29 protein-coding genes are annotated in these 24,765 nt (G+C 68.9%); 11 read left to right on the top strand and 18 right to left on the bottom strand.

The annotated features are described in order from the left end of the window. The 3 genes from rfbA to rfbD all read left to right on the top strand — a co-directional run. On the top strand, nucleotides 1-873 hold an 873-nt coding region (gene rfbA, locus ACE3OK_RS08020; protein WP_374249012.1), incomplete at its 5' end, for a glucose-1-phosphate thymidylyltransferase RfbA. A 5-nt stretch (nucleotides 874-878) separates the two neighbouring features. Then, entirely contained in the window at nucleotides 879-1,439 is a 561-nt protein-coding gene (gene rfbC / locus ACE3OK_RS08015) for a dTDP-4-dehydrorhamnose 3,5-epimerase (protein WP_374249011.1), read from the top strand. Beyond that, complete coding sequence (gene rfbD / locus ACE3OK_RS08010; RefSeq protein WP_374249010.1) at nucleotides 1,436-2,332, top strand: dTDP-4-dehydrorhamnose reductase; 897 nt, start codon at nucleotides 1,436-1,438, stop codon at nucleotides 2,330-2,332. Before rfbC ends, rfbD begins: the two co-directional genes overlap by 4 nt. On the opposite strand, the gene ACE3OK_RS08005 is transcribed toward rfbD, so the two are convergent. From ACE3OK_RS08005 to ACE3OK_RS07975, 7 genes are all read right to left on the bottom strand, one after another. Next, entirely contained in the window at nucleotides 2,321-3,136 is an 816-nt protein-coding gene (locus ACE3OK_RS08005) for a D-alanyl-D-alanine carboxypeptidase family protein (RefSeq protein ID WP_374249009.1), read from the bottom strand. The two genes, rfbD and ACE3OK_RS08005, sit on opposite strands and share 12 nt — an antisense overlap. Nucleotides 3,137-3,167: 31 nt before the next feature. Further along, nucleotides 3,168-3,713: a PH domain-containing protein gene (locus tag ACE3OK_RS08000; protein WP_374249008.1), complete on the bottom strand. Its 546-nt coding sequence runs from the start codon at nucleotides 3,711-3,713 to the stop codon at nucleotides 3,168-3,170. 1 nt (nucleotide 3,714) lies between these two features. Next, on the bottom strand, nucleotides 3,715-5,037 hold the full coding sequence (locus ACE3OK_RS07995; protein ID WP_374249007.1) for an alpha/beta fold hydrolase: 1,323 nt from the start codon (nucleotides 5,035-5,037) through the stop codon (nucleotides 3,715-3,717). A gap of 1 nt (nucleotide 5,038) precedes the next feature. Then, on the bottom strand, nucleotides 5,039-5,221 hold the full coding sequence (locus ACE3OK_RS07990) for a DUF4177 domain-containing protein (RefSeq protein WP_374249006.1): 183 nt from the start codon (nucleotides 5,219-5,221) through the stop codon (nucleotides 5,039-5,041). Continuing rightward, nucleotides 5,218-5,397, bottom strand: a complete 180-nt coding sequence (locus ACE3OK_RS07985) for an Arc family DNA binding domain-containing protein (protein WP_374249005.1) — start codon at nucleotides 5,395-5,397, stop codon at nucleotides 5,218-5,220. The genes ACE3OK_RS07990 and ACE3OK_RS07985 overlap by 4 nt, the downstream gene beginning before the upstream one ends. A gap of 112 nt (nucleotides 5,398-5,509) precedes the next feature. Further along, nucleotides 5,510-6,394, bottom strand: a complete 885-nt coding sequence (locus ACE3OK_RS07980; protein ID WP_374249004.1) for an SPFH domain-containing protein — start codon at nucleotides 6,392-6,394, stop codon at nucleotides 5,510-5,512. Nucleotides 6,395-6,488: 94 nt separating this feature from the next. Then, nucleotides 6,489-7,400, bottom strand: a complete 912-nt coding sequence (locus ACE3OK_RS07975; RefSeq protein WP_374249003.1) for a hypothetical protein — start codon at nucleotides 7,398-7,400, stop codon at nucleotides 6,489-6,491. A gap of 116 nt (nucleotides 7,401-7,516) precedes the next feature. Between ACE3OK_RS07975 and ACE3OK_RS07970 the strand changes: the two genes are divergently transcribed. The 3 genes from ACE3OK_RS07970 to ACE3OK_RS07960 all read left to right on the top strand — a co-directional run bounded on the left by ACE3OK_RS07970 (nucleotide 7,517) and on the right by ACE3OK_RS07960 (nucleotide 8,928). Then, nucleotides 7,517-7,837 (top strand): hypothetical protein, encoded by a 321-nt coding sequence (locus ACE3OK_RS07970; protein ID WP_374249002.1) that lies wholly within the window; start codon nucleotides 7,517-7,519, stop codon nucleotides 7,835-7,837. 115 nt (nucleotides 7,838-7,952) lie between these two features. Next, nucleotides 7,953-8,735 carry a hypothetical protein gene (locus tag ACE3OK_RS07965; protein WP_374249001.1) on the top strand — a complete coding sequence of 261 codons (783 nt, stop codon included), beginning with the start codon at nucleotides 7,953-7,955 and terminating at the stop codon, nucleotides 8,733-8,735. Further along, nucleotides 8,689-8,928: a hypothetical protein gene (locus tag ACE3OK_RS07960; protein ID WP_374249000.1), complete on the top strand. Its 240-nt coding sequence runs from the start codon at nucleotides 8,689-8,691 to the stop codon at nucleotides 8,926-8,928. The genes ACE3OK_RS07965 and ACE3OK_RS07960 overlap by 47 nt, the downstream gene beginning before the upstream one ends. Here the strand turns inward: ACE3OK_RS07960 and ACE3OK_RS07955 are convergent. Further along, nucleotides 8,925-9,644, bottom strand: coding sequence for an arginyltransferase (locus tag ACE3OK_RS07955; RefSeq protein WP_374248999.1), 720 nt, complete (start codon nucleotides 9,642-9,644; stop codon nucleotides 8,925-8,927). The two genes, ACE3OK_RS07960 and ACE3OK_RS07955, sit on opposite strands and share 4 nt — an antisense overlap. 111 nt (nucleotides 9,645-9,755) lie before the next feature. On the opposite strand from ACE3OK_RS07955, the gene ACE3OK_RS07950 reads away from it, so the two are divergent. Further along, nucleotides 9,756-10,289 (top strand): EF-hand domain-containing protein, encoded by a 534-nt coding sequence (locus ACE3OK_RS07950; protein ID WP_374248998.1) that lies wholly within the window; start codon nucleotides 9,756-9,758, stop codon nucleotides 10,287-10,289. Nucleotides 10,290-10,346: 57 nt separating this feature from the next. Here the strand turns inward: ACE3OK_RS07950 and ACE3OK_RS07945 are convergent, their stop codons facing one another. From ACE3OK_RS07945 to ACE3OK_RS07935, 3 genes are read right to left on the bottom strand one after another with little or no spacing between them, the layout of a single operon-like run. Further along, complete coding sequence (locus ACE3OK_RS07945) at nucleotides 10,347-11,156, bottom strand: hypothetical protein (protein WP_374248997.1); 810 nt, start codon at nucleotides 11,154-11,156, stop codon at nucleotides 10,347-10,349. Continuing rightward, a complete protein-coding gene (locus ACE3OK_RS07940; protein ID WP_374248996.1) occupies nucleotides 11,153-12,028 on the bottom strand; it encodes an acyl-CoA thioesterase in 876 nt (291 codons plus the stop codon). Before ACE3OK_RS07940 ends, ACE3OK_RS07945 begins: the two co-directional genes overlap by 4 nt. Further along, the gene (locus ACE3OK_RS07935) at nucleotides 12,025-12,588 is read right to left on the bottom strand and encodes an N-acetylmuramoyl-L-alanine amidase (RefSeq protein ID WP_374248995.1); all 564 of its coding nucleotides are present in this window, start codon (nucleotides 12,586-12,588) and stop codon (nucleotides 12,025-12,027) included. Before ACE3OK_RS07935 ends, ACE3OK_RS07940 begins: the two co-directional genes overlap by 4 nt. A 22-nt stretch (nucleotides 12,589-12,610) precedes the next feature. Here ACE3OK_RS07935 and ACE3OK_RS07930 point away from each other — a divergent pair, with 22 nt between their 5' ends. Further along, entirely contained in the window at nucleotides 12,611-13,135 is a 525-nt protein-coding gene (locus ACE3OK_RS07930; RefSeq protein ID WP_374248994.1) for a hypothetical protein, read from the top strand. Between the two features lie 4 nt (nucleotides 13,136-13,139). Beyond that, complete coding sequence (rlmKL, locus tag ACE3OK_RS07925; protein ID WP_374248993.1) at nucleotides 13,140-15,290, top strand: bifunctional 23S rRNA (guanine(2069)-N(7))-methyltransferase RlmK/23S rRNA (guanine(2445)-N(2))-methyltransferase RlmL; 2,151 nt, start codon at nucleotides 13,140-13,142, stop codon at nucleotides 15,288-15,290. Here the strand turns inward: rlmKL and ACE3OK_RS07920 are convergent, their stop codons facing one another. The 7 genes from ACE3OK_RS07920 to recN all read right to left on the bottom strand — a co-directional run bounded on the left by ACE3OK_RS07920 (nucleotide 15,291) and on the right by recN (nucleotide 23,026). After that, a complete protein-coding gene (locus tag ACE3OK_RS07920; protein ID WP_374248992.1) occupies nucleotides 15,291-16,100 on the bottom strand; it encodes an ABC transporter permease subunit in 810 nt (269 codons plus the stop codon). Continuing rightward, nucleotides 16,097-16,963: an ABC transporter permease subunit gene (locus ACE3OK_RS07915; RefSeq protein ID WP_374249018.1), complete on the bottom strand. Its 867-nt coding sequence runs from the start codon at nucleotides 16,961-16,963 to the stop codon at nucleotides 16,097-16,099. Before ACE3OK_RS07915 ends, ACE3OK_RS07920 begins: the two co-directional genes overlap by 4 nt. Before the next feature lie 119 nt (nucleotides 16,964-17,082). Further along, entirely contained in the window at nucleotides 17,083-18,225 is a 1,143-nt protein-coding gene (locus ACE3OK_RS07910; RefSeq protein ID WP_374249017.1) for an ABC transporter ATP-binding protein, read from the bottom strand. 7 nt (nucleotides 18,226-18,232) lie between these two features. Next, nucleotides 18,233-19,378 carry a polyamine ABC transporter substrate-binding protein gene (locus ACE3OK_RS07905; protein ID WP_374248991.1) on the bottom strand — a complete coding sequence of 382 codons (1,146 nt, stop codon included), beginning with the start codon at nucleotides 19,376-19,378 and terminating at the stop codon, nucleotides 18,233-18,235. Nucleotides 19,379-19,448: 70 nt separating this feature from the next. Beyond that, nucleotides 19,449-20,486, bottom strand: coding sequence for a hypothetical protein (locus ACE3OK_RS07900; RefSeq protein ID WP_374248990.1), 1,038 nt, complete (start codon nucleotides 20,484-20,486; stop codon nucleotides 19,449-19,451). Between the two features lie 80 nt (nucleotides 20,487-20,566). After that, nucleotides 20,567-21,235, bottom strand: coding sequence for an HNH endonuclease (locus tag ACE3OK_RS07895; RefSeq protein WP_374248989.1), 669 nt, complete (start codon nucleotides 21,233-21,235; stop codon nucleotides 20,567-20,569). Between the two features lie 117 nt (nucleotides 21,236-21,352). Continuing rightward, entirely contained in the window at nucleotides 21,353-23,026 is a 1,674-nt protein-coding gene (gene recN, locus ACE3OK_RS07890; RefSeq protein ID WP_374248988.1) for a DNA repair protein RecN, read from the bottom strand. A 62-nt stretch (nucleotides 23,027-23,088) separates the two neighbouring features. Between recN and hrcA the strand changes: the two genes are divergently transcribed. Both hrcA and grpE read left to right on the top strand, forming a co-directional pair. Then, the gene (gene hrcA, locus ACE3OK_RS07885) at nucleotides 23,089-24,141 is read left to right on the top strand and encodes a heat-inducible transcriptional repressor HrcA (RefSeq protein WP_374248987.1); all 1,053 of its coding nucleotides are present in this window, start codon (nucleotides 23,089-23,091) and stop codon (nucleotides 24,139-24,141) included. A gap of 66 nt (nucleotides 24,142-24,207) precedes the next feature. Next, the gene (grpE, locus tag ACE3OK_RS07880; RefSeq protein ID WP_374248986.1) at nucleotides 24,208-24,711 is read left to right on the top strand and encodes a nucleotide exchange factor GrpE; all 504 of its coding nucleotides are present in this window, start codon (nucleotides 24,208-24,210) and stop codon (nucleotides 24,709-24,711) included. The last annotated feature ends 54 nt before the right edge of the window (nucleotides 24,712-24,765 follow it).

Raw genomic sequence — 24,765 nt, 5'->3', positions numbered from 1 at the left:
CTCCGAAAGGGAATCCTCCTCGCCGGCGGCAGCGGCACCCGGCTGTATCCGCTGACGCAGGCGATCAGCAAGCAGCTGCTGCCGGTGTACGACAAGCCGATGATCTATTACCCGCTCAGCGTGCTGATGCTGGCGGGCATCCGCGAAGTGCTCATCATCACCACCCCGCACGAGCAGGCGCTGTTCCAACGCCTGCTGGGCGATGGCGCGCAATGGGGCATGCGGATCGACTACGCGGTGCAGCCCAGCCCGGACGGGCTGGCGCAGGCACTGCTGATCGGCGAAGACTTCCTTGCCGGTGGCCCCAGCTGCCTGGTGCTGGGGGACAACCTGTTCCACGGGCAGGGCCTGACCGACCTGCTCAAAAGCGCCGACGCGCGGAGCACGGGCGCCACCGTGTTCGGCTACCAGGTCCGTGACCCGCAGCGTTACGGCGTGGCCGAATTCGATGCGCAGGGCAGGGTGGTGGGCCTGGAGGAAAAGCCGGCGCAGCCGAAATCCAGTTACGCGGTGACCGGGCTGTACTTCTACGATGGCCGTGCCAGCGGCTTTGCCAGGCAGTTGCGGCCGTCGCAACGCGGCGAGCTGGAAATCACCGACCTCAATCGTTGCTACCTTGCAGACGGCAGCCTGCATCTGGAACAGCTGGGGCGCGGGTTCGCATGGCTGGATACCGGTACCCACGAAGCACTGGTGGATGCCTCCAACTTCATCCAGACCATCGAGAAGCGTCAAGGCTTGCGCGTGTGCTGCCCGGAGGAAATCGCCTACAACAACGGCTGGATCGATGCCGCGCAATTGCGCGTGCTGGCGCAGCCGATGGCGGGCAACGACTATGGCCGTTACCTGCTGGCCTTGCTGGCCCAGGGGTGAACGGCATGCAGGTCGTCAAGACGCGGCTGCCGGGGTGCGTGGCCATCCAGCCGGAGATGCACGTTGATGCGCGCGGGGTGTTCCACGAAAACTGGCATGCGGCGCGTTTCGCCGCACACGGGCTGCCGGCGCAGTTCGTGCAGCACAACGTGTCGCGTTCGCACCACGGCGTGTTGCGTGGCCTGCACTACCAATGGCCGCAGCACCCGCAAGGCAAGTTGGTCAGTGTGCTGGAGGGCGAGGTGTTCGATGTGGCGGTGGACATTCGTCGCGGCTCGCCTACCTTCGGCCAGCATGTGGCGGCGATCCTGAGTGCCGACAACCACCGGCAGTTCTGGGTTCCGGAAGGCTTCGCCCACGGGTTCCTGGTGCTCAGCGACACGGCGCTGCTCACCTATCTGTGCACTGCACCCTACGCCCGCGGCAGTGACAACGCCCTGCGTTGGGACGACCCGCAGCTTGCCATCGACTGGCCGCTGGCCGATGTCTCGCTGTCGGCCAAGGACGCGGCAGCGCCGCTGCTGGCCGACATTGCGCCGGAGTGCCTGCCGCAGTACCCCGCATGAAGCTGTTGTTGCTGGGTGGCAACGGCCAGGTGGGGCGCGAGCTGCGCCGTGGCTTGCCGGCCTTGGGCACGCTGCTGGTGGCGACCCGCGACGGTGCGCAGGCCGACGTGATGGCCGATTTCGACGCACCCGATGCGCTGGGTGCGCTGGTGCGGCGCATCGCCCCCGATGTGGTGGTCAATGCCGTCGCGCATACGGCGGTGGATCGCGCGGAACGCGAGCCCGATGCCGCATTCCGGGTCAACGCGCGGGCACCGGGAGCCATTGCGCAGGCGTGCGCCGCGACCGGCGCGCTGCTGGTGCACTACTCCACGGACTATGTGTTCGACGGCAGCGCCTCGCGCCCATACCGCGAGGACGATGCCACCGCGCCGCTGGGCGTCTACGGTGCCAGCAAGCTGGCCGGCGAGAACGCCATCCGCGCCAGTGGCGCGCGCCACGCGATCCTGCGCACGGCGTGGGTGTACGCCGCGCACGGCAGGAACTTCCTGCACACGATGCTGCGCCTCGCCGCCGAGTGCGACGAGCTGCGCGTGGTGGCCGACCAGATCGGCGTGCCGACGCCGGCTGCATGGTTGGCTGATGCCAGCGCACGGATCATCGAACAGGGCTTGCCCGCCTCCGGTATCTGGCATCTGGCTGCCGATGGCGCAACCAGCTGGCACGGGTTTGCCGAGGCGATCATGGACGAGGCACGGGCGGCGGGGCTGCTGGCGTACCGGCCGCAGGTACTGCCGCTGGCGACCGCCGATTATCCGACCCCGGCGCGCCGGCCTGGGTATTCGGTGCTGGACACCGGCAAGTTGCGCCGCGATTTCGGCATCGTGCCACCGGACTGGCGGGCAGGGTTGCGCGCCACCCTGCAGGAACTGCGGGCCGGTTCAGGCGGCTGAAAATCGCCAGTGCCAAGGTTCGTAGACGATGCCGTGCGGGTTGTCGCGCGGGTAGCTCATCGTGAAGCCGTATCCGCCGGCGTGATCGCGCAGCCATGCGAACGCCGGCGTGTGCTCGAACGTGTCCTCCGCCGGCGGCTCGCCGGGCGTGCCGATGTCGAGGGCAAGGCCGGCGTGGTGTTCGGAAAAGCCGGGCGCGGCATTGACGGCGAGGATCGCGTCCACGTCCAGCCCGCGTGCCTGCTTGCGTTCGAAAATGCCCAATTGATAGTCGTGGCTGCGGTAGCCGGAGATCGCCTCCAGCACGATGTCGTCGGCGAGCGCCGCTGCGCGCAGATGCAGCCACGCGCGGGCGGCATCGATGTGCAGCCACAACGGGCGTTGCCAGCAGTCGGTACCGGCAAAGGCCAGCCAGTCCGGTTCGGGTACGAGACCAAGGCCGGTGCGGGCGGCATAGGCATCGGCGTCCAGCCCGAGTGCGCCCAGCCGGTCGTGCAGGCGATGCAGTGGCAGCGTGCCGACGTGCTCCAGCCCGTTGCGGCGGTGCGCCAGTGGTTGCCGCACGGCGCGCATGGCATCGGCCAATCCTGGCGCGCGGGCCAGTGCCGGTACCAGCGCGTGCAGTTCACCCGCGCATACGGCGGCAAGATAGCGGCCATCGCGCTTGCGCCGCAGCACGGTCTGCGCGCGGGCCAGCAGGCGGGCGTGGGCATTGCCGCGCGCGCGCAGCAGGCCGGCCGGCCAGAGTTCGATATCTGCCGTGTTGCGCAGGGTGGTGTGCAGGGGCGTGGCGGGTGTGTGCATGCGGGCAGGATAGGGCCTTGCAGGCCCCGCGTCAGGCGGAACGCAGTGCATCCAGCAGGGCTTGCGGGCGCTCCAGGCTCAGCAGGATGTGCTGTTTGCCATCGCGCGATGGCAGCCACAGCACGCGTTGCCGTTGGGTCAGCAGGCAGAAGGCATTGCCCAGCCCCTTGCGCATCCGGAAGTGCCCGGCGGTGAACCCGAAGGTGGCATAGCCATTGGTTTTCCAGCCGGGACGCAATTCGGTGCGTTCGTCCAGGTTCACCACCCGCGCGCGTTGCAGGTCCAGTTCGGCGGTGGCGATGCGCTTGGTGTACAGCGCGGCACGGATGCACAGCGTGCCGTCGCGCCATTCCACCGCGCGCCGGCGCATCAGCAGGAGCAGGCCGATCAGCAGGGCGACCACGAAACCGACCGGGAACGCCAGCCCCCAGCGCGTGGTTTCCCAGTGCGAGGGGTCTTGCAGCAGGGTGTGGCCAATCATCGCCAGCGGCAGCACGCCCACCAGCAGTGCCATCGACAGCGGTGCCCACAGTGTCGGCGGGCTGACTGCAATGGGTTGCGGCACCGGCGTGGCCATCTCAATGCGCCTCGATCCAGTGGGCCACGTCGTCGATGAGTTGGCCATCCACATGCCCCGGCTGCTGGTATTCGGCCAGCGAGCCTTCACCCTCGCCGGCGATGCCCAGATGGTTGAGCTTGGGATAGAGCTTGAAGGTGGCCTGTGCATCACCATCGAAAGCATCACGCCAATTCTGCCAATCGGCATCCACCACCTGGATGTCGCGCGCGCCTTGCAACAGCAGCATCGGCAGCTTGAGCTGCCGGGCTTCGGCCACTGCATCCACCGCCTCCAGGCTGCGCCAGTAGCCGGCGGGCAGGCCCATCACGGTTTTGGTGGCGGCGGTGGTCTTGCCGTCACGGGTCTGGCGCACCTGCGCGATCAGGGCGTTGATGGCACCGCGTTCGGCATCGTCGATCTTGCCGTCGTTCAAGACGGCCAGGCGGCGATTTTGTTCGATCAGGATGTCCAGCAGCGGGCGCGCGGGCGCGGCCAGCAGCACCAGCCCGGCCACGTGCCCCGAGATCGCCGCGATGCGCGGTGCCATCATCCCGCCCTGGCTGTGGCCCAGCACGAAGATGCGCGCCGGGTCGATGCCTTCGGTCTTGCGCAGAGCGTCCACCGCCAGCACCGCATCATTGGTGGTTTCGTCATCCACGCCGAAGTCGCCGCCTGCAAAATCCTGCGGGCGCGCCTTGGTGCGCTTTTCATAGCGCAGCACCGCGATGCCCTGCGCGGCCAGGCCGCGGGCGATATCGAGGAAGGGCTTGTTCGGGCCGATGGTCTCGTCGCGGTCGTGCGGGCCCGAGCCATGTACCAGCACGATGGCGGGAACACCCTTTCCAGACGCCTGGTCGTTGCCCTTCGGCAGCGCCAGCGTGGCGGGCAGGCTGCGCTGGCCTTCGCCGACCACCAGGTCGCGTTCGATGAAGGGCGCGTCGGCGGCCACGGCCGGCGCGGGCGGGGCGGACTGTGCCGGTTGCACCACGAAGCCGGCGATCCTGCCTTCGGCGTCGATGGCGAAGCTCGCCACCAGTTCGGCCTTCTCGTAATGCAGCGGGATTTTCACCAGCGTCGCATCGCCCTGCGCGGACACGGTGGTGTCGCCGCGGCCGGTGGCCTTGCCCATCTGCGCCGGCAACGATTCCCACACCGCCTTCAGCTTGTCCGCCGGCACCGCCGCGGCCATCTGTGCGGCGAACGCTTGTTCGACCTGCGCATAGTCGCCGGCATCGAGGCGGTCCAGCGCCTGCCTGGCGATGGCGGCAGGGTCGAGTGCTTGCGCATGCGCGCCGAAGGAAAGGGCAGTGGCCAGCACGAGGGGCAGGGCGAGGCGCAGCATGTCAGGCGTCCTTCTTGAAAATGAGCATGGGCGAGGACACGGTGGGCGTGGCGTGGAGCAGGTTGACCAGCTCCCAACCGGCGCGGCCGTGCTTGTCGAGTTCTTCCTGCAAGTCCTGCGGCTTGAAGCCACCCAGCAGGCCGGTCTTCACGTCCACCACCAGGTATTTCCATTGTTGGCTCATGCGTCGTTCTCCGGTTTGGTTTTTGGCGCGGGCAGCCGCCCGGCCTTGCGCAACGCGTCGCGCAGCAGGTATTCGATCTGCGCGTTGAGGCTGCGGAGTTCGTCATCGGCCCAGCGCTGCGCCGCCGCCAGGATTTCGGCATTGATGCGCAGCGGGTAGGCTTTCTTCTCGGACATGGCGGGTCAGTCGCGCGGCGTGCGGTGGTGCCGTTCGGCAATGGCGACCACCAGGATGATTGCGACCACCACGGCACCTGCGGTTGTCATGCTCATGGATAGTCCTCCCGCCTCAGTACAACGTGCCGGCGTTGACGATGGGTTGGGTGGCGCGTTCGCCGCACAGCACCACCAGCAGGTTGCTGACCATCTGCGCCTTGCGCTCTTCGTCCAGATGCACCACGCCGTTCTTCTGCAGCTCGGCCAGTGCCATCTCCACCATGCCTACCGCGCCGGCGACGATGCGGGTGCGCGCGGCGATGATCGCGTTCGCCTGCTGGCGCTGCAGCATCGCCTGCGCGATCTCCGGGGCATAGGCGAGGTGGCTGATGCGTGCATCCAGCACCAGCACGCCGGCGTCGGCCAGGCGCTCGGAGAGCTCGTCGCGCAGATGCTGCGAGACTTCCGCGGCGTGGCTGCGCAGCGCGATCTGGCCATCCTCGTGCTGGTCGTACGGATAGCTGGTGGCCATCGTGCGCAGCGCGGATTCGGACTGGATGTGCACGAAGCTTTCGTAGTCGTCCACGTTGTAGACGGCCTCGGCGCTGTCCTGCACCTGCCAGACGATGACCGCGGCGATCTCGATGGGGCTGCCGTCGAGCTCGTTGACCTTGAGCTTGCCGGACTCGAAGTTGCGCACGCGCAGCGACACCTTTTTCTTGGCCAGGAACGGGTTGTTCCAGCGCAGGCCGTCGTGCTTCACCGTGCCCACGTACTTGCCGAACAGGCTGAGCACCGCCGCCTGATTGGGCTGCACCATGTACAGGCCGGTCAGGCTGAAGCCGACCAGCACCAGCAGGCCGGCCCCGCCGAACAGGGTGGTGGGCGAAGCCGGCCCCGCCGTGTTGGCATCCGGGCCGGTGCCGGTGACCAGCAGCCACACGCCAGCGGCAGCCAGCGCCAGCATGGCCAGCAGGAACGGAATGCCGGGCAGGGAGGACATCGGGTTTTCTTTCATGGCGGTGCTCGGTGGGTGATTGGTGATGTATTGATATCAAAATGATATCTAACAACGCAAGTGCCAGCCGACGAACGGCGGCCTGCCCGCACGGTCATTGCTGGGGGACGATGTAGAAGATCGGTGCCGGGTAGAACTCGCCGCTGGCATACAGGCCGGCCCCGCCGGCGCTCCACGCCAGCGCCTCGGCTTGTGGAATGGGGGGCACGTCATGGCTTTCCGGTGTCCGGGCCACCGCCCCGGCCCAGTCTTCGCCGTCGGCGCGGTGGTAGAACAGCACGCTGCCGTAGGTCAGCACCGCCAAAGTGCTGCGGTCTGGCGAAATGTCGGCGGCGGTGACTTGCGAAAACAGGGCCGCCAGCTTCGGATCCCGCTGCTTGAGTTCGGCCCCCACCTGCGGCACGTCGGACAGCCGGCCGATCCGGCGCGCCTCGACGATGCGGCCGTGCGGGTTGGCCAATGGCAGCGAAAACAGTTCCGGCGGCACGCGCTTCTTGGAGATCAGCAGCACTTGGCCCAGGGTGGCATCCACGGCCGCGGCTTCGCAGTCGCGCGGGCCGTCCGGCCAGCGGGCGTGGATCGTCCAGGCCGGTTTGAGCGTGCCGTTCCGCAGCACGGCGGGCTCTTCCAGGACATGCAGCAGGACATCACGCCGACGCCCGCCGTTGTCGCCGGTATCGGCCAGCAGCAGGTAGTGCTTGCCGCCCAAGGTGAAGCTGGCGATGTCCTCCCAGTCGGTGTTCTTCACCCCCGCCACGTCGAAACGGGCCAGCAAGCGCCCGCGCCGGCTGATCGCGTACAGCCGCGCCGGGTTGCCGCTGTCGTTGTGCGCCCACAGCACATCCTCGTGCACGTGCGAGGCCGCCAGCCCGCTGATTTCGTCCAGCTGGCGGTTGGTGATCAACCCGGCCAGCCGCGCGAACGGCAGTTGCGGTGGTGTGCAGCCGGCGAGGGCCAGCAGCAGCGCGATGGCGGGCAGACGCCAGTGGGAGAGGAGACGCGGCATTGCAACAGGATCGCATGACTGGCGGCGCGGTTCGCGCGTGTGCGAGGATGACCGGTGCCTGCGTCACGGCCTCCAGATCGGCAGACAGCGGTTCGCGCGTGTGCGAGGATGACCGCATGAGCGAAACGTCGGGCTATGCCGTGTTCTTTTTTCCGCAGGCGCTGGAGGCGCTGGGGGATGCCATCAAGCCTTACCTGCAAGCCGGGCCGGTGGGGCCGTTCGTGTCCTGCACGGAAGTGGATACCGGCGGCGCGTTCATTGAAATGACGCTGGAAGGGCATGCCCCGGACGGGCGCACCGTCGAGCTGGAGTTGATGGTGCCCGGCAACATGGTGCGGATGATCGTGTCCGCGCGCAGCGATTCGGATTTCGGCTTCCATGACCGCAAGCGCGCCCCCAGCCTGGAGCCGGGGATGGCGCCGCCAGCGGGGCGCTGACCGCGGGGCAGGCTTCGGCATCGCAGGTGCCCGGCGAGGCGCGCGATCCCTGCATCGGCGCGGGGAATGGTGCTACGGTGGAGGTCCTTTTTTTTTCGACTGAAGGGTCGCACCGATGCCGTTTGCCGAGGGTTCGTCACTGCTGGTACGCAACATCGATGCCTTCGGGCCGGCGCTGCGCAACATCCTGCTGCTCGGTACCGAAGCGGGGCTGGCCCGGGCGATTCCCGACTGCCAGCCGCTGATGGATGGCTACGAGGGCTTCGCCGTCACGCTGCCCGCACCTGTCGCGACGCAGTCGGCAGTGATCGAGGCGGCGCTGCCTGAAGGTGCCGATGGCAGCAACACGCTGATCCTGCTCGCCGACGCCGACCAGCTTGTGCTGAAGGCACTGCATGCCGCCACCGGCTTCCTGAAGGCGCGCGGCTTCGTCGTCAACACGCTGTATGCGCGCACGCTGTTCGTCGAGCCGGTGCATGTGCGCGTCAACCCGATCCACTACGAGGTGATGTTCAACGAGGCCGGCAAGGTCGCCGCCAACCTGCGGCGCGGCCATTACCTCGAGTTCGGCACCTTCGACGGCCGCACGTTCACGCTCGCCTGGCACTCGATGGCGAAGCGCTGCCCGTGGATGCGCTTCTTCGGCTTCGACAGCTTCACCGGCATCCTCGGCGCGCGCAACGACGAGGTCTATGCCGACGGCTACTGCTCGAACCGCGAGACCTTCGAGCACAACTGGCGCGTTGCCGGGCTCGATCCGGCGCGCTGCACTTCGGTGCCGGGGGGATTTCCGCGAGAGCCTGGCCGAACCGGGCCTGCGCGAGCGTCTCGGCATCGACGCCGCGGCCGTGGTGCACATCGACTGCGATGTCTACGAGGCGGCCAAGGCGGCGCTTGAGTTCGTCGCGCCGGTGCTGCAGCAGGGCTCGGTGCTGCTGTTCGACGAGTTCCACGCCAACCAGGCATCGAACGCCACCGGCGAGCGCCGCGCGCTGCGCGAGCTGCTGGCCGCGCATCCCGAGCTGGAGGTCGAGCGTTGGCACGACTACGCCGTCGAAGGGCGGTCGTTCTTGGTGCACCGGCACCGCTAGCCGGGCAGCAGCGTCCAGGCGCGCCCGTCGAAGGCTTCCAGCGGGCGGAAGCGGTGCTTGTAGTCCATCTTCGGGTGGCCGGCGATCCAGTAGCCCAGGTACAGGTGTGCGCGGCGTTCGCGGCGGGCCCATTCGATTTGCTTGAGGATGCCCAGCGTGCCCAGGCTGCGGGGGGCTTCGTCCGGGTCGTAGAAGGTATAGACCGCCGAGAGGGCGTCGACGGCCAGGTCGGTGACGGCCACCGCCAGCAGCCGGTGGCTGCCGGCCTGGCGCAATTCGAGGAAGCGGCTGTCGTTCCAGCTGCCGATCAGGAATTGTTCGAATTCGTGCGCGCCGTGGCCTTCCATGCCGCCGCCGCGATGGCGGGTACCCAGGTAGCGTTGGTACAGCGCCAGGTATTCGTCGAGGCAGGCCGGTGCGACGACATGGGTCTCGATGTCGGCGTTGCGGGCCAGGCAGCGGCGCTGGCTGCGGTCCGGGGTGAAACGCGCCACCGGCAGCCGGACCGGCACGCAGGCGCGACACCGGCCGCAACTGGGGCGGTAGACGATGTCGCCGCTGCGGCGGAAGCCCCATTGCAGTGCCATCGGGTACAGCGTGGGCAGGCGCGGGTCGCGTGGGTCCAGCACCAGGTCGCGCGCTTCGCGCTCGGGCCAGTAACCGCAGGAATGCGGGGCGCTGTGGAACAGCTTCAGGTTGTCGTCGTTGCCACCCATGCTGCCAGCATAGCGCCACGTTCAGCGACCGGTTGGAGTTTGGCGTCAACGCGGGGAGTGGCCATGCGTTTTCACCTGCAACCCCGGGCGGTACCGGGAGGAGAGGATCCCATGAACAAGCTGCTGTTGATGACGCTGGCGGTCTCCGCCGGGCTGGCCTCCACGATGGCGTTGGCGCAAGTGGCCGCACCGCCTGCGCCGCAGGCCAAACCGAATGCGCCGATGCTGCGGATGGATACCAATGGCGATGGCACGATCAGCAAGGAAGAGGCCGCAAAATTTCCGCGCTTGGCCGAAAAGTTCGACCAGATCGACACCAACAAGGACGGCAAGCTGAGCGCCGATGAATTGGCGGCGTGGCGCAAGAGCGCCGCGGGCGGGCGCATGCATGGGCAGGGCGCAGGCGACAAGGCCCCCGAAGAGATGCAGGCGCACCGCGCCGCACGCCAGGCCGAATGCTTCGACAAGGCCGATACCGACAAGAACGGCCAGCTGAGCCGCGAGGAATTCGCCAAGCTGCACGAGGTCTGCGGCCCGATGATGCATGGCATGCGACATGGCATGCGGCATGGCGGCATGGGCCAGATGCAACCGCCCGCGCCCCCTGCGCCCCCTGCGCCGCCGGCACCGCCTGCGAAGAAGTGAGACACGATTGATGACATGCCACGGCCCGCCACTGCGCGGGCCGTGGTGCTTGCGGGCTCAGTGCCGGCGCAGCACGCGCCAGTGGCTGCCGCTGCGCTCCACGTCCACCAACTGCGAATCTTTCACGTCCAGGTCCAGTTGCACCTGGCCACGGCCGCTGCCGTCGGTCATGTAGTCGTGCACGGCCATGCCGAAGCCACCTTTCGCCGGGCAGGCCGAGGCCGTGAACACGCGGGTGCGCGGCAGTTCCGGCAAGGCTTGCAACACCGCCGGTGCGGGATCCTTGCCATCCACTTCGAGGCAGGCCACGGCGGGTTTGCGGTTGTGCAGGGCTTCGTCCAGCAGCAGCGCGGCCAGCGCGGTCGGCACGTCGACGCGGTGCACGCTGAGCTCGGTGATGGTGTCCGGAACCGGCGGTGCGGGTTTCGCCGCCTGCACGGGACGTGGCTGGGGGGCGGCCGGTGCGGTGGGCGGTTGCTTGCGCGCGGTGAACGCGATCAGGCCGATGCCGGCGCCGATCAGGACCAACAAGCCGATGCGGAGGCGTTTGCCGTTCCAGAAGCCGCCGTTGCCGGCAGTGCCGGCAACCCGTGTGGGGGGCAGGAAGCTGGGCAGTTCTTCGCGGGTGCTTTCCAGCAGGCCCATCTCGCGTAGCAGTTGGCGGCCGCGTGGCTGGTCTTCGGCGCGCACGATCCACACTGCGGGGATTTGCGCGGGGGCCTTGCGGGTGTCATAGCTGAAATTGCCGCGGCGGTGGCCTTTCCAGCTGCGGCCGTTTTCGACTTTCACCTCGATGCCTTCGGCGCGCAGCATCCGGGCCACGGCTTCCACGTTTTCCAGGCGCTGGCTGGAGAACACCTTCCTCATGCGGACGTGCCATCGGCCAGCACGCGGATCAAACCTTCCTGCGCGGTGCTGGCCACCAGCCGACCCGTGCGGTCGTACACCATGCCGCGCGCCAAGCCACGCCCGGCCTGCGCGCTGGGGCTGTCGATCGCATACAGCAGCCACTCATCGGCACGGAACGGGCGGTGGAACCACAGCGCGTGATCCAGCGAGGCCATCAACACGTTCGGTTGGTAGTAGCTGATGCCGTGCGGGAAGGTGGCGGTACCCAGCAGGTGGAAGTCGCTGGCGTAGGCCAGCAGGGCGCGGTGCAGTTCCGGCGCGTCGCCCACGGGTTCGGTCAGCTTGAACCAGACTTGCTGGAACGGCGGGCGCTTGGGTGGATTGAGTTCATCGCGGGGATAGACGTGGCGGAACTCGAACGGGCCTTGCTGGTCCAGCCAGCGCTGCACCTTGATCGGCAGCAGTGCCAGCCGGTCCGGGGGAATGATCGGGGAGGGTTCCAGGTCCTCGGGTTTGGGCACTTCCGGCATCGACAGTTGGTGCTCGCCGCCGGGTTCCTCGTCCTGGAACGAGGCGGCGCAGAAGAAGATCACCTTGCCGTGCTGGATCGCGGTGACCCGGCGCACCGAGAAGCTGCCGCCGTCGCGGGTGCGGTCCACGTCGTAGACGATCGGCGCTTCGATGTTGCCGGCGCGCAGGAAGTAGGCGTGCAGCGAATGCGCGTGGCGTGGCTGCGTCAAGGTCGCCTGCGCCGCCGACAGCGCCTGCCCCAGCACCTGCCCGCCGAACACGTATTTGGTGCCGATGTCGCGGCTCTGGCCACGAAACAGGTTGTCTTCCAGCCGCTCCAGCGAGAGCAGTTCGATCAGTTCGGAGACGGGGGCGTTCATCCCGCGATTATACGTTGCAGCCTCGTTTCGCTTAGAACCGTTGGCCATGGGAACAGCGGCCCCGGGTCGCGTTTGCGGCGCACGGACACGCCGGGTGCGTCGCTGGCGGTCACTTCCCCCAGGTCCAGGTCCTCGTGTCCGGCGATGCCGCGCAGCGTGCCCACCTGGCCCTCCAGCCATTGCAACAGGGCGATCAGGGCGGTGATCTGCACGTCCGGGTAGGGTTCGGCCATGGCTTGATGGCGCGAATCCAGCCAGTGCGGGTAGCGGCCGGTGTTGACCAGCTCGATGCCGATGCTGCGCGCGTTCCAGCCGTGGGTATGGTGGGCCACGCGGTCGGGCGGCACGTATTCCTCGATGCGGCCGTCGCGGTCGATGTAGAAATGCCCGCTGTTGCCGGTGCCCGACGGGTAGAGCATGCGTTCGCCATAGTCGCGTGCGGTGGCCAGGTCCGGCAGTTCGGTGCAGTGGATGACCACGGTGTCGATGGCCGCCAACGGGCGGTGATCGAGCGCCAGCACATAGGGCAGCGGATGCGGATGCAGGGCGAAGGCGAACATGCGGCGATGCTAGCATTCGCCCATGAAAGGACATTGCATTCTCTCGCACGGCTTCGAAAGCGGCCCCGATGCGACCAAAGTGACCGCGCTGGCCGACGTGGCCGAGCGCTTGGGCTGGACCCACGAACGCCCCGACTACACCGACCTGGACGCACGCCGCGAGGTGACGCCGCTGGGCGACGTGCCGGCACGCATCGCCCGCCTGCTGGGGTTGGCGCAGGCTGCCGCGGCCCGCGGCCCGCTGGTGCTGGCCGGCTCCAGCCTGGGCGCCTACATCAGCGGCGTGGTGTCGATGCGGGTGCCGGTGGCCGGGCTGTTCCTGATGGCCCCGCCCGTCGTGATGGAGGGCGCGCCGCCGATGCCGGCGGCCGCCGTGCCGACCTCGGTCCTGCATGGCTGGCACGATGAATTGATTGCCGTGCGGCAGGTGGTGGACTGGGCGGCGGCGCGCGATGCGCGGCTGCTGCTGGTGAACGACTCGCACCGTCTCTCCGACCACGTGCAGGCCAGTGCCGAGGCCTTTGCCGCGCTGCTGGCTGGGCTGTGACGCCATGAAATTCTTCGCGTCCTGCGGCAAGGGCCTGGAATACCTGCTGGCCGACGAGTTGGTGGCCTTGGGTTGCGCGAAAGCCACCGCCACCATGGCCGGCGTGAACGTGGAAGGCACGCTGCTGGACGCGCAGCGCGCGGTGCTGTGGTCGCGGCTGGCCAGCCGCATCCTGTGGCCGATCGCCGAGTTCGAGTGCGCCGATGAACATGCCTTGTATGCGGGCGCGGCGGCGGTGGACTGGATGCGCCATCTCGCGCCCGGCCATACCTTCGCCATCGACGCACATGTCTCCGGCGCGGCCGTCACCCACGCGCGTTACGCCGCGCAGCGGGTGAAGGACGCCATCGTCGACACCCTGCGCGCCAGCACCGGCCAGCGGCCGGACGTGGACGTGGAGTCGCCGGATGTCCGCATCAGCCTGGTGCTGCGCAAAGGCCTCGCGATCCTGTCCATTGATCTTTCCGGCGGGCCGATGCACCGGCGTGGCTGGCGCAAGGTGCAGGGCATTGCACCGTTGAAGGAAACCGTGGCTGCCGCCGTGCTGCTGCGCGCCGGCTGGCCGCAGGTCTTCGCCGAGGGCGGCGACCTGCTGGACCCGATGTGCGGCAGTGGCACCTTGCTGATCGAAGGCGCGCTGATGGCCGCCGATGTTGCCCCGGGGTTGCTGCGCGGCCATGGTCTGCCGCCCACCCGCTGGCCGGGTTTCGATGCGGCGGCATGGCGCGCGCTGGTGGACGATGCGCAGGTGCGCGCGCAGCGTGGGCAGGCGGCGCTGCGGCCTTGCATCCACGGCAGTGACCTCGACCCGCATGCGATCCGCGCCGCCCGCGAGAACGCCGAACACGCAGGCGTGCTGGAAGCCATCGACTTCCGCGCGTGCGAGGTGGCCGCCCTGCCGGTGCAGGCCGGCGCGCGCGGCGCGGTGGTCTGCAACCCGCCCTACGACGCGCGGCTGGCCGCCGACCATGGCTTGTACCGCCAGTTGGGCGAAGCACTGAAGCGCGCAGCGCCGCAGTGGCGCGCGGCGCTGCTGTGCGGTGACGGCGAACTGGCCCGCGCCACCGGGTTGCGCGCGAAAAAGAGCTACCAGCTGTTCAACGGCGCCATCGAATGCAGCCTGATCGCGGTGGATCCGATCGCGCCGCCGCAGCGCGAAGGCATCGAGAAGCGCGCGCTGCCGGAAGGCGCGCAGATGGTGGCCAACCGCCTGCGCAAGAACCTCGACAAGCTGGCGCGCTGGCGGCAGCAGGCGCAGGTCAGCTGCTTCCGCGCCTACGACGCCGACATCCCCGAATACGCCTGCGCGGTGGACGTCTACACGACGGTCGACGGCGAGACCTGGCTGCACGTGCAGGAATACGCCGCGCCGGCCGAGATCCCGGAAGCGACCACCCGCAAGCGCCTGGGCGACCTGCTGCTGGCGGTGCGCGAGGTGTTCGGCCTGCCGCGCGAGCGGGTTGCGGTGAAGACCCGCCGCATCGGCAAGGGCGGCAGCAAATATTCCGAATCAGGAGCGCGCCACTTCGACCATCGCGGCGAGTTCCTCACGGTGGAGGAGGGCGCGGCGAAGCTGCAGGTCAATCTGTTCGACTACCTCGATACCGGCCTGTTCCTCGACCACCGCCCGCTGCGCGCGCGGATGGCGCTGGAGGCGCGCGGCAAGCGTTTCCTCAACCTGTTCTGCTACACCGGCGTCGCCACCGTGCAAGCGGCGGTGCAGGGCGCCGCGCAGACCACCAGCGTGGACCTGTCCGCCACCTATCTGGAATGGCTGGCCGACAACCTGCGCGGGAATGGTGTTGGCGGCACCCGCCACCGCATCGCCCAGGCCGATGCCTTGAAGTGGCTGGAGGCCGACACCGGCGCGTACGACGTGGTGTTCTGCGACCCGCCGACGTTCTCCAACTCCAAGCGTGCCGACGACTTCGACGTGCAGCGCGACCACGTGCGCCTGCTGCGCGCCGCGGTGGCGCGGCTGGCCCCGGGCGGCGTGCTCTACTTCAGCAACAACTTCCGCCGCTTCAAGCTGGACGAAGCCGCGCTGGCCGAGTTCGCGCAGGTGGAGGACATCAGCGCCTCCACCATCCCGCCGGACTTCGCCCGCAACGCGCGCATCCACCGTGCGTGGCGGATCGTCCCGCGCGGCGGCTGATCAGGGCTCCGCGCCGGCCTGCTCGCGCCGGTGCATCAGCAGGCCGGCGGCCACCACGCCCAGCGCGACCACGCTCACGATCAGCGTGGCCAGGGCGTTGATCTCCGGCGTCACGCCCAGCTTCACCTTCGAATAGATCAGCATCGGCAGGGTGCTGGCGCCGGGGCCGGAGGTGAAGCTGGCGATCACCAGGTCATCCAGCGACAGGGTGAAGGCCAGCAGCCAGCCGGCCAGCAGGGCGGGTGCGATCAGCGGCAGCGTGATGCGGAAGAACACCCGCCACGGGCGCGCGCCCAGGTCCATCGCGGCCTCCTCAAGGCTGTCGTCCAGCGCGCTCATGCGCGAGCGCACCACCACCGTCACGTAGCAGGTGGTCAGGGTGATGTGGGCGATCATGATCGTGCCCATGCCGCGCTCCGGCCACCCCAGTGCCTGCTGCAGGGTGACGAACAGCAGCAGCGAGGACAGGCCCAGCATCACGTCCGGCATCACCATCGGCGCGGAGTTCATCAGGCTGAGCAGGCCACGGCCGGGGAAGCGGCCGAATCTTGAGAGGGCGAGCCCGCAGGCGGTGCCCAGTACGGTGGCGCAGCTTGCGGCCACGGCGGCAATCGTCAGGCTGCGTGCCAGCGCCTGCAGGATTTGTTCGTTGGACAGCAGTGCCACGTACCAGCGAGTGGAGAAGCCGGCCCAGACCGTGGCCATGCGCGAGGCGCTGAACGAGTACACCACCATCGAGACGATGGGCACGTACAGCAGCGCATAGCCCACCGCCATCGCCGCCCACAGCCCCCAGTTGCGCCGCCTCATGCCTGCGCCTCGCGCCGCTCGCGGCGGTTCTCGACGTATTCGAACAGCAGCGTCGGGATCACCAGCAACAGCAGCATCGCCACCGCCACCGCGGCGGCCAGCGGCCAGTCGCGGTTGGTGAAGAATTCCGTCCACAGCACGCGGCCGATGGTCAGTGCGTCGGGCCCGCCCAGGATGTCGGGGATCACGAATTCGCCCACCGCCGGGATGAACACCAGCAGCGCGCCGGCGATGATGCCCGGCATCGACAGCGGCAGCGTCACCCGCAGGAAGGCCTGCCACGGCTTCGCGCCGAGGTCGGCGGCGGCCTCCAGCAGGCCGAAGTCCAGTCGCATCAGGGTGGCGGTCAGCGGCAGCACCATGAAGGGCAGGTAGTTGTAGACGATGCCGATGTACACGGCGAGGTCGGTGTGCAGGATCGCGGTGCCCGGTTCGACCAGGCCGATCGCGGCCAGCGCGCCCGTGAGCACGCCGTTGGCCTTGAGCATGCCGATCATGGCGTAGGTGCGCAGCAGCGAGCTGGTCCAGAACGGCAGGATCACCAGCACCAGCAGCAGCATCCGCCACGCCGGCTTGGCGCGGGCGATGCCGTAGGCGATGGGATAGCCCAGCAGCAGGCAGCACAGGGTGGACACGCCGGCGAACAGCAGCGACTTCAGGTAGGCCGCGACGTACAGCGGGTCCTGCAGCAACAGCAGGTAGCTGCCGGCGTGCAGGCGCAGGCTGGTGGCGCCGTCGGCGGCATGTTCCACCAGCGGCGTGTACGGCGGGGCCTGCCCGAACACCGCCTCGGCAAAACTGATCTTCAACACGATCAGGAACGGTACCGCGAAGAACAGCAGCAGCCACAGCATCGGCAGCATGGTCACGACGAAGCGCCCGCGCCGGGTGCGGAACTCGGTGCCCACCGCGCGGAACCAGCCGAACAGGTTGCGGACGACGTCCGCCCACAGTTGCGACCAGCCGCCGTTCGGCACGCTGCTCATGCGGTCAGCACCACCGCGCCGCTGGACGGCCAGCTCAGCCACAGGGTCTCGCCCCAGTCGTAGTGCGGCTCGGAACTGCGCTCGACGTGGGTTTCCTGCACGCGGATCACCGCGCCGGATTCGGTTTCGACGTGGTAGATGGACACGTCGCCGAGGTAGGCGATGTCGCGGACCTGGCCCACCGCCACGTTGTCGGCCTGCGGGCGCGACTCGTGCACGTCGATCTTCTCCGGCCGCACCGCGACGCTGACGGCGGTGCCTTCGGGCAGCGGGTCGGCGTGGCGGGCCAGCAGGGCGCCGCCGTCCACCGCGTCGCAGGCGATGCGGGCCACGCGTGCGTCGGCGTCATGCGCCAGCACCCGGCCTTCGAACAGGTTGATGCCGCCGATGAACTCGGCGACGAAGCGGGTGGACGGGTATTCGTACAGCGCGGCCGGCGTGGACACCTGCACGATGCGGCCGGCGTCCATCACCGCGATGCGGCTGGACATCGTCATCGCCTCTTCCTGGTCGTGGGTGACCATCACGAAGGTGGTGCCCACGCGCTCCTGGATGTTGACCAGCTCGAACTGGGTGCGTTCGCGCAGGCGCTTGTCCAGCGCGCCCAGCGGTTCATCCAGCAGCAGCAGCTTGGGCTGCTTGGCCAGCGCGCGCGCCAGCGCCACGCGCTGGCGTTGGCCGCCGGAGAGCTGCGAGGGCTTGCGCGCGCCCAGCTGCGGCATCTGCACCAGCTCCAGCATCTGCTGCACGCGGTCCTTGATCTCGCCCGCGCCCATGCCGTCCTGCTTCAGGCCGAAGGCGATGTTCTGCGCCACGCTCATGTGCGGGAACAACGCATAGCTCTGGAACATCATGTTCACCGGCCGCTGGTAGGGCGGCAGCGCGGTGACGTCCACCCCGTCGATCAGCACCCGGCCGCGGTCGGGCGTTTCCAGCCCGGCCAGGATGCGCAGCAGGGTGCTCTTGCCCGACCCCGATCCGCCCAGCAGCGCGAAGAACTCGCCGCGGTACACATCCAGCGAGATGTCATCGCAGGCGTACAGCTTGCCGAACGTCTTGGTGATGCCTTCGATCCGCAGGAACGGTTGCGCCGCCGGGTCCTTCCAGGGCTCCAGCGGCGCGGCGGAACGGATGGCCAGCGCCACCTCAGCGTCCGCTCTTGATCGCTGTCCAGGCGCGCACGCGCTGGCGCTGCACCACTTCCGGCAGGGTTTTCGGGTCCACCAGCTTGGCGCGCACGGCCTCCGGCGGGTACACGCCGGGGTTGCTGGCGATGGCGGGTTCGATCAGCGCGGCGGCATCCTTGTTGGGGCTGGCGTAGCCCACCGCATCGGAGATCGCGGCGGCGGTCTTCGGTTCGAGGATGTAGTTGATGAATGCCTGTGCGTTTTGCGGATGCTTGGCATCCTTCGGGACCGCCATCACGTCGATCCAGCGCAGCGCACCTTCCTTCGGGATCACGTAGCGGATGTCCGGCGCGGGCTTGCCGGTGGCCTGTGCGGCCTGCGCGGCGGCATCGGCGGCACCCAGGATGTCGCCGGAATACCCCATCACCACGCAGGCATCGCCATTGGCCAGCGCATCCTTGTATTCGGCGTTGTTGAAGGTGCGGATGTACGGGCGGATGGCGGCATAGACCTGCTTCACGGTCTCGATCTCGTCATCGGCTCCCGCATTCGGGTTCTTGCCTTTCCACAGCAATGCCGCACCGAAGGTTTCCTGGTCGTCGTCGAGCACACTGATGCCGCACTTGGCCAGCCTGGCGGCATTCGCCGGGTCGAACAGCAGGCTCCACGAATCCAGTGGCGCGTGTTCGCCCAGCACGGCTTTCACCTTGTCCACGTTGATGCCGAGGCCGGTGGTGCCCCACATGTAGGGCAGGACGTGGGTGTTGCCCGGGTCGATGTCGGCCAGGCCTTGCAGGATGGCGGGGTCGAGGTGCGCGATGTTCGGCAGCTTCGCCTTGTCCAGCGGCAGGTACAGGCCGGCCTTGATCTGGCGCTGCGCGAAAGGGCGCGCCGACGGGAACACCACGTCGTAGCCGCTGCTGCCGGCGGTCAGCTTGGTTTCCAGCGTCTCGTTCTCGGAATAGACGTCGTAGTTGACCTTGATGCCGGTCGCCTTCTCGAAGTCGGCGATGGTGTTTTCGGCCACGTAGTCGGACCAGTTGTAGACGTTCAGCACCTTTTCTTCCGGGCCGGCGGGCTTCGCGGCGGAAGCATCGGCGGCGGGCTTGCCGCCGCAGGCGGAAAGCAACAGGGCGCAGGCAAGGATGGACAGGCGCAAGGTCACGGCGATCTCCCGGTGGCGAGTCGGCAAATGGTACGCGCAGGCACGGTGCAGCGGGGGCCTGCGGAGGGGGTCAGTGGCCGCGCAGGCGGCCGAACAGTCCGGTTGCCTTGGGGCCGCCGGGCGTGGCGTCCGGGTTTGCAGGCGCGGGGCCGACAGCCTCGGCGTAGCCGGTGGCGAGGTTGGCGTTGATGAAGCCGGCCACCTCCGCTTCCGGCACGCCACTGGCCTCGGCGATCTCGGCGGTGGTGGCAGGCCCCTTCATCATCACCGTGGCGATGCGGAAATGCTTGGGGAATTCGCGCTCGGTCTGTGGCCATTTCTTCAACAGGTAGGGGCCCGACGTCGCCGCGTTGGACAGCAGTCCGCCCAACCATTGCAGGCGCGCCAGCGGTTGTTCCGGCCCCAGTGTCGCCGCCTCCGCATCCCACGCGGCGGCCGCGGGCACGGTGAAATCGTCGAGCACCAGCGTGCCGTCGAAGCAGGCGGCCAGCGACTTCAGCGCGGCGCCGCCGTGCCAGTGGCCGGTGGCCATGTCCAGCAGCAGCACGGGGGCATCGCCGTGTTGCAGGCGCAGTCGCTGCCGTGGCAACCCGGCGGCCAGCCAATGCCGCAGGGGGTGTTCCTGCGCGGGTGCCGGTGCCGGCGGAACCTCCGGGCTCGGTGCTGCGGGAACAGCCGGCGTGGGCTCGGGCACCGGTTCTGGCTCCGGCTCCGGCTCTGGCAGCGGCTCTGGCAGCGGCGCGCTGCCTGCCTGGGCCGGAGGCGTGCTGTCGGCTGCGGCACCGGCGGCATCCAGCAGGTCGGTGTCGGTGGCGATTTCGCTGAGCAGGACGGTGAGGTCGCTGGCGCGCAGCGGGTGCGGCAGGCTGAAATCGGTCTGGCTGCGGTCCGATGACGTCAGAGCAATGACCTTGCGGCCCAGCGCATGCAGCCGCAACCAGCTCATCGGCCCGTACAGGCTGTCCATGTCGATGAGGACGTAATCGGCAGCGTCCGCCTGCACCAGCGACCAGCGTTGGCCGGTGTCGGCATTGGCAGCCTTGAACGCAGCCACGGCTTGCGCTTCGGTGGCGGAATCCATGCCGGTGATTCCCAGGGTCAATGCCATCGCGGGGCTTCCTGCTGCAAGTCAGAGGTGAGTGTTGCCAAGCACGGCACGCGCGTCAATGCGCTGGAAGTCCTGCCGGGTCAGGCCTGGCGGGGATTGCGTGGCAGCTGCGCGCGCAGGAATGCCATCTGGTCGGCGAGGATGTTGCGGTTGGAGAGGATCAGGTGTTCCACCCAGCTGGGCCGGTACGGCACCGCCAGCAACGGCATGCCGGCCTGCTGCGGGGTGCGGTTGCCCTTGCGGGAATTGCACTGGAAGCAAGCGGTGACCACGTTTTCCCAGACGTCGCGGCCGCCCTTCGAGACCGGCTGCACATGGTCGCGGGTCAGCGTGCCACGCGGGTATTGGCGGCCGCAGTACAGGCACAGGTACTGGTCACGGGCGAACAGCGCGGCATTGCCCAGTGCGGGGGTGGGGTCGATGGCGCACGGCCGGACATGGCCGCGTGCGGCGATGATGGGATGCAGTTGCAGCAGGCTGCGGGTGCCACGTGCGCGGTTGATGCCGCCGTGGATGGCCAGGCACGGCGCGCCCAGTGTCCAGGCCACCGCGCCGCGTGCGTACAGACAGGTGGCGTCCTGCCAACTCAGCCAATCCAGCGCGCGGCCATGCGCATCCAGGCCCAGCAGGCGCAGGGAGTGGGTGGGCGGAGGGGCGGGAAAGCCGGCGGAAAGGGGGCCGTCCGCAACCTGGGCTGCGGAGTCGTGTCCGGCATGGACCGGACGATATGTCGCTGGGTCGGCCTCCATCGGGGATCCAGCTTATACGCTTCCGAACGGGGTTTGGATAGCGGCGGCCGTCCGTGGGTGGCGGACATTGGTGCGCCCGTGCCGGGCATGTGCAATCGAGCGAGCAGGGTGGATGGCTCAGTGGCCGTCCAGCAGCTTTTTCGCCGCCGCGCGGGCCTCGGCGCTGACATCCGCGCCGCCCAGCATGCGGGCCACTTCCTCGATGCGGCCGGTGGCGTCCAGCGCATGGACGGCGGATTGGGTGATGCCGTCGCTGGCGGCCTTGCTGACGCGGTATTGGGCGTGGCCGGCGGCGGCGACCTGCGGCTGGTGGGTGACGCACAGCACCTGCTTGGTGGCGCCCAACGCGCGCAATCGGGCGCCGACGGCGGCGGCCACCGCACCGCCGATGCCGGCGTCCACTTCGTCGAACACCATCGTCGGTACCGCGTCCCGTGCCTGGGTGGCCACTTCCACCGCCAGCGAGATGCGCGACAGTTCGCCGCCGGAGGCCACCTTGCGCAGCGGGCGCGGCGGCTGGCCGGGATTGGCGGCGACCAGGAACTCGGCGCGTTCGCTGCCGTTCGGGTCGGGGCTGTCGCCGGCGTTGGTGTCCAGTGTCACGTCGAAGCGCCCGCCCTGCATGCCGAGGGTGTCGATCAGGGTGGTGACGGCGGTGGCCAGGGCAGTGCCGGCCTGCTGGCGCGAGGTGGACAGGGCGGCGGCGGCCTGCTGCCACTGCAGCAGCGCGGCGGCGATGCCGGCATCGAGCTGTTGTAGGCGGGTGTCGGCATCGGCCAGTGATGCCAGTTCCTGCGCCAACGCGTCGCGGTGGGCGGCAAGCTGCTCCGGCGGCAACCGATGCTTGCGGGCGAGGTCCTGCACGCGGGTGAGCCGGCGTTCGAGTTCGGCCAGCGCGGCAGGGTCCAGGTCGAGGTCGTCGCGGATGCGCTGCAGCAGCAGTTGCGCTTCGTCGAGCTGGATCGCGGCGGCGTCCAACATGGCATCCACTTCCCGCAGCCGCGGCTCGTGCGCGGCTTCGCGTTGCAGGCCATGGCGCAGGCGTTGCAGGCGCGGGGTCAAGGTGTCGTCACCGGCCAGCGCGTCCAGCGCGCCGTCGCAGGCCTGGATCAAGGCGGCGGCGTGCGCGTGGCGGCGGTGGCTGGCGTCCAGCTCGGCCAGCGCGGCGGGCGTCAGTGGTTGCGCGTCGAGTTCGTCCAATTGATGTTGCAGCCAGCGCTGGCGTTCGCCGACGTCGCCACGGGCGAGCAGGGCGCTGTGTTCTTCGTGCAATTGCTTCCATGCCTGCGCGGTGGTGCGGGTGGCCGCCAGCAGGGCGGGATGGCGGGCGAAGGCGTCCAGCAGCGCGGTCTGCTGGCGGCGCTCCAGCAGCGCCTGCTGGGCGTGCTGGCCGTGGATTTCCACCAGCAAGCCCGCCAGTTCCGCCAATTGCGTCAGGGTGACGCTGCGGCCGTTGACCCACGCCTTCGAACCGCCGTCGGCGCGCAGGGTGCGGCGCAGCAGGCAGGCCCGGGTGTCGTCCGGCCCGGTGTCGTCCAGCTCGGCTTCGCGCAGCCAGTGCGCGGCGGCGGGGTTGTCGTCCAGGGTGAATTCGGCACTCAGTTCGGCGCGTTGCGCGCCGTGCCGCACCGCGCCGGCATCGGCCCGCGCACCGGACAGGAAGCCCAGCGCATCCACCAGCAGCGATTTGCCGGCACCGGTTTCGCCGGAAATGACGGTCAGGCCCGCGCCGAATTGCAGCTCGGCATGGGCGACGACGGCGAAATCACGGATCGACAGGCGGGTCAGCATGGCTGCGCATTGTGCCTGTGCGGGCTTGCACGCGATAGCGGTTGCGGCTTACAACGCAGCGCATGGCCCGCAAGCCCGTCCACGACATCACCCATGACCCGCGCGCCCGGCAATTGCTGCGCACGCTGGTGGCGCGGCATATCCGCGACGGCGAGCCGGTGGGCTCGCAGACGCTGGCCCGGCATGCGGGGCTGGACATCAGCCCGGCCACCATCCGCAACATCCTCGCCTCGCTGGAGGATGCCGGCCTGCTGGCTGCGCCGCACAGCTCGGCCGGGCGTGTGCCGACGGCGCAGGGCTACCGCCTGTTCGTGGACTCGCTGTTGCAGGTCAAGCCGCTGGGCAGCGACGACGTGGGCCGCCTGCGCAGCGGCCTGCCGGCGGGTGCGGGCACCCAGGCGCTGCTGGGCAGCACCTCGGAACTGCTGGTGGCGATGACCCATTTCGCCGGCATGGTCAGCGTGCCGAAGCGGGAGAGCTTCGCGTTCCGGCAGATCGACTTCGTGGCGCTGGACCCGCAGCGGGTGCTGGCGATCCTGGTGTTCGCCGACGGCGAGGTGCAGAACCGGGTGGTGCAGGTGCGGCGCGCGTTCTCGCCGTCCGAACTGGAGCAGGCCGCGAACTACCTGAACGCGCATTTCGCCGGGCAATCGCTGGCGCTGATCCGCGCCGCGCTGCTGCGCGAACTGCGCGATGCCCGCAGTGAAATGGAGGTGTTGCTGGCCAATTCCCTGGGCCTGGCCGAGCAGGCGTTTGCCCCGGCGCAGGAAGACGACATGCTGGTGGCCGGGCAGACCCGCCTGCTGGGCTTGCAGGAGCTGGGGGATCTGGATCGCCTGCGCGCGCTGTTCGAGGCCTTCGCGGAAAAGCGCGAGTTGCTGCAATTGCTGGAACGCACCGCCCGGGCGCCGGGGCTGCGGGTGTTCATCGGCGAGGAAACCGGGTTGGCACCGCTGGAGGGCATGTCGCTGGTGGCCGCGCCCTATGGCCGCGACGGCCAGGTATTGGGCGTGCTGGGCGTCATCGGCCCCAGCCGGATGGCCTACGAGCGGGTGATCCCGGTGGTGGAGGCGACTGCGGCGGTGCTGGGGGCGGCGCTGGACGGGGCGGCTTGAATCCGGCCGGTGGCACCCCCATCCCTGTGCACGGTGCGGCATCCCGCCGCGTAGCGAACCGTTGACATGAGCATGGACCCGACGCAGGACGTACACGACGAAACCGCTGCCGCCGACGGCGCGCATGACCCATTGGAGGCGCTGCGCGCCGAAGTGGAGCAGCTCAAGGCGCAATCCCTGATCGAGCGCGCCGACCTGGAAAACCAGCGCAAGCGGCTGGCGCGCGACATCGACATGGCCCGCAAGTTCGCCAACGAGCGCCTGTTGTCCGACCTGCTGCCGGTATTCGACAGCCTGGATGCGGGCCTGGCGGCCGCCGGCGAGGCCGACGCGTTGCGCCACGGTCTGGAACTGACCTACAAGCAGTTGCTGAAAGTGGCCGCCGACAACGGCATGGAAGTGCTGGACCCCACCGGTGCGCCGTTCAATCCCGAGCATCACCAGGCCATCAGCCAGGGCGAATCCGAGGGTGTGGCCCCGGGCCATGTCATCACCGTGTTCCAGAAGGGCTACGTGCTCAACGGGCGCCTGCTGCGGCCGGCGCTGGTGATCGTGGCCAGGCACGATTGAGTTTTCTCCCTTGAAGGGAAGGGCCTGCAGCCCCAGATAGCAACCATCGGCGCA

Source organism: Thermomonas sp. (assembly GCF_041905325.1).
Classification (GTDB): Bacteria; Pseudomonadota; Gammaproteobacteria; order Xanthomonadales; family Xanthomonadaceae; genus Thermomonas.
Note: the sequence above shows the minus strand (reverse complement) of the source record. Positions and strands in the feature narration are given on the sequence as shown.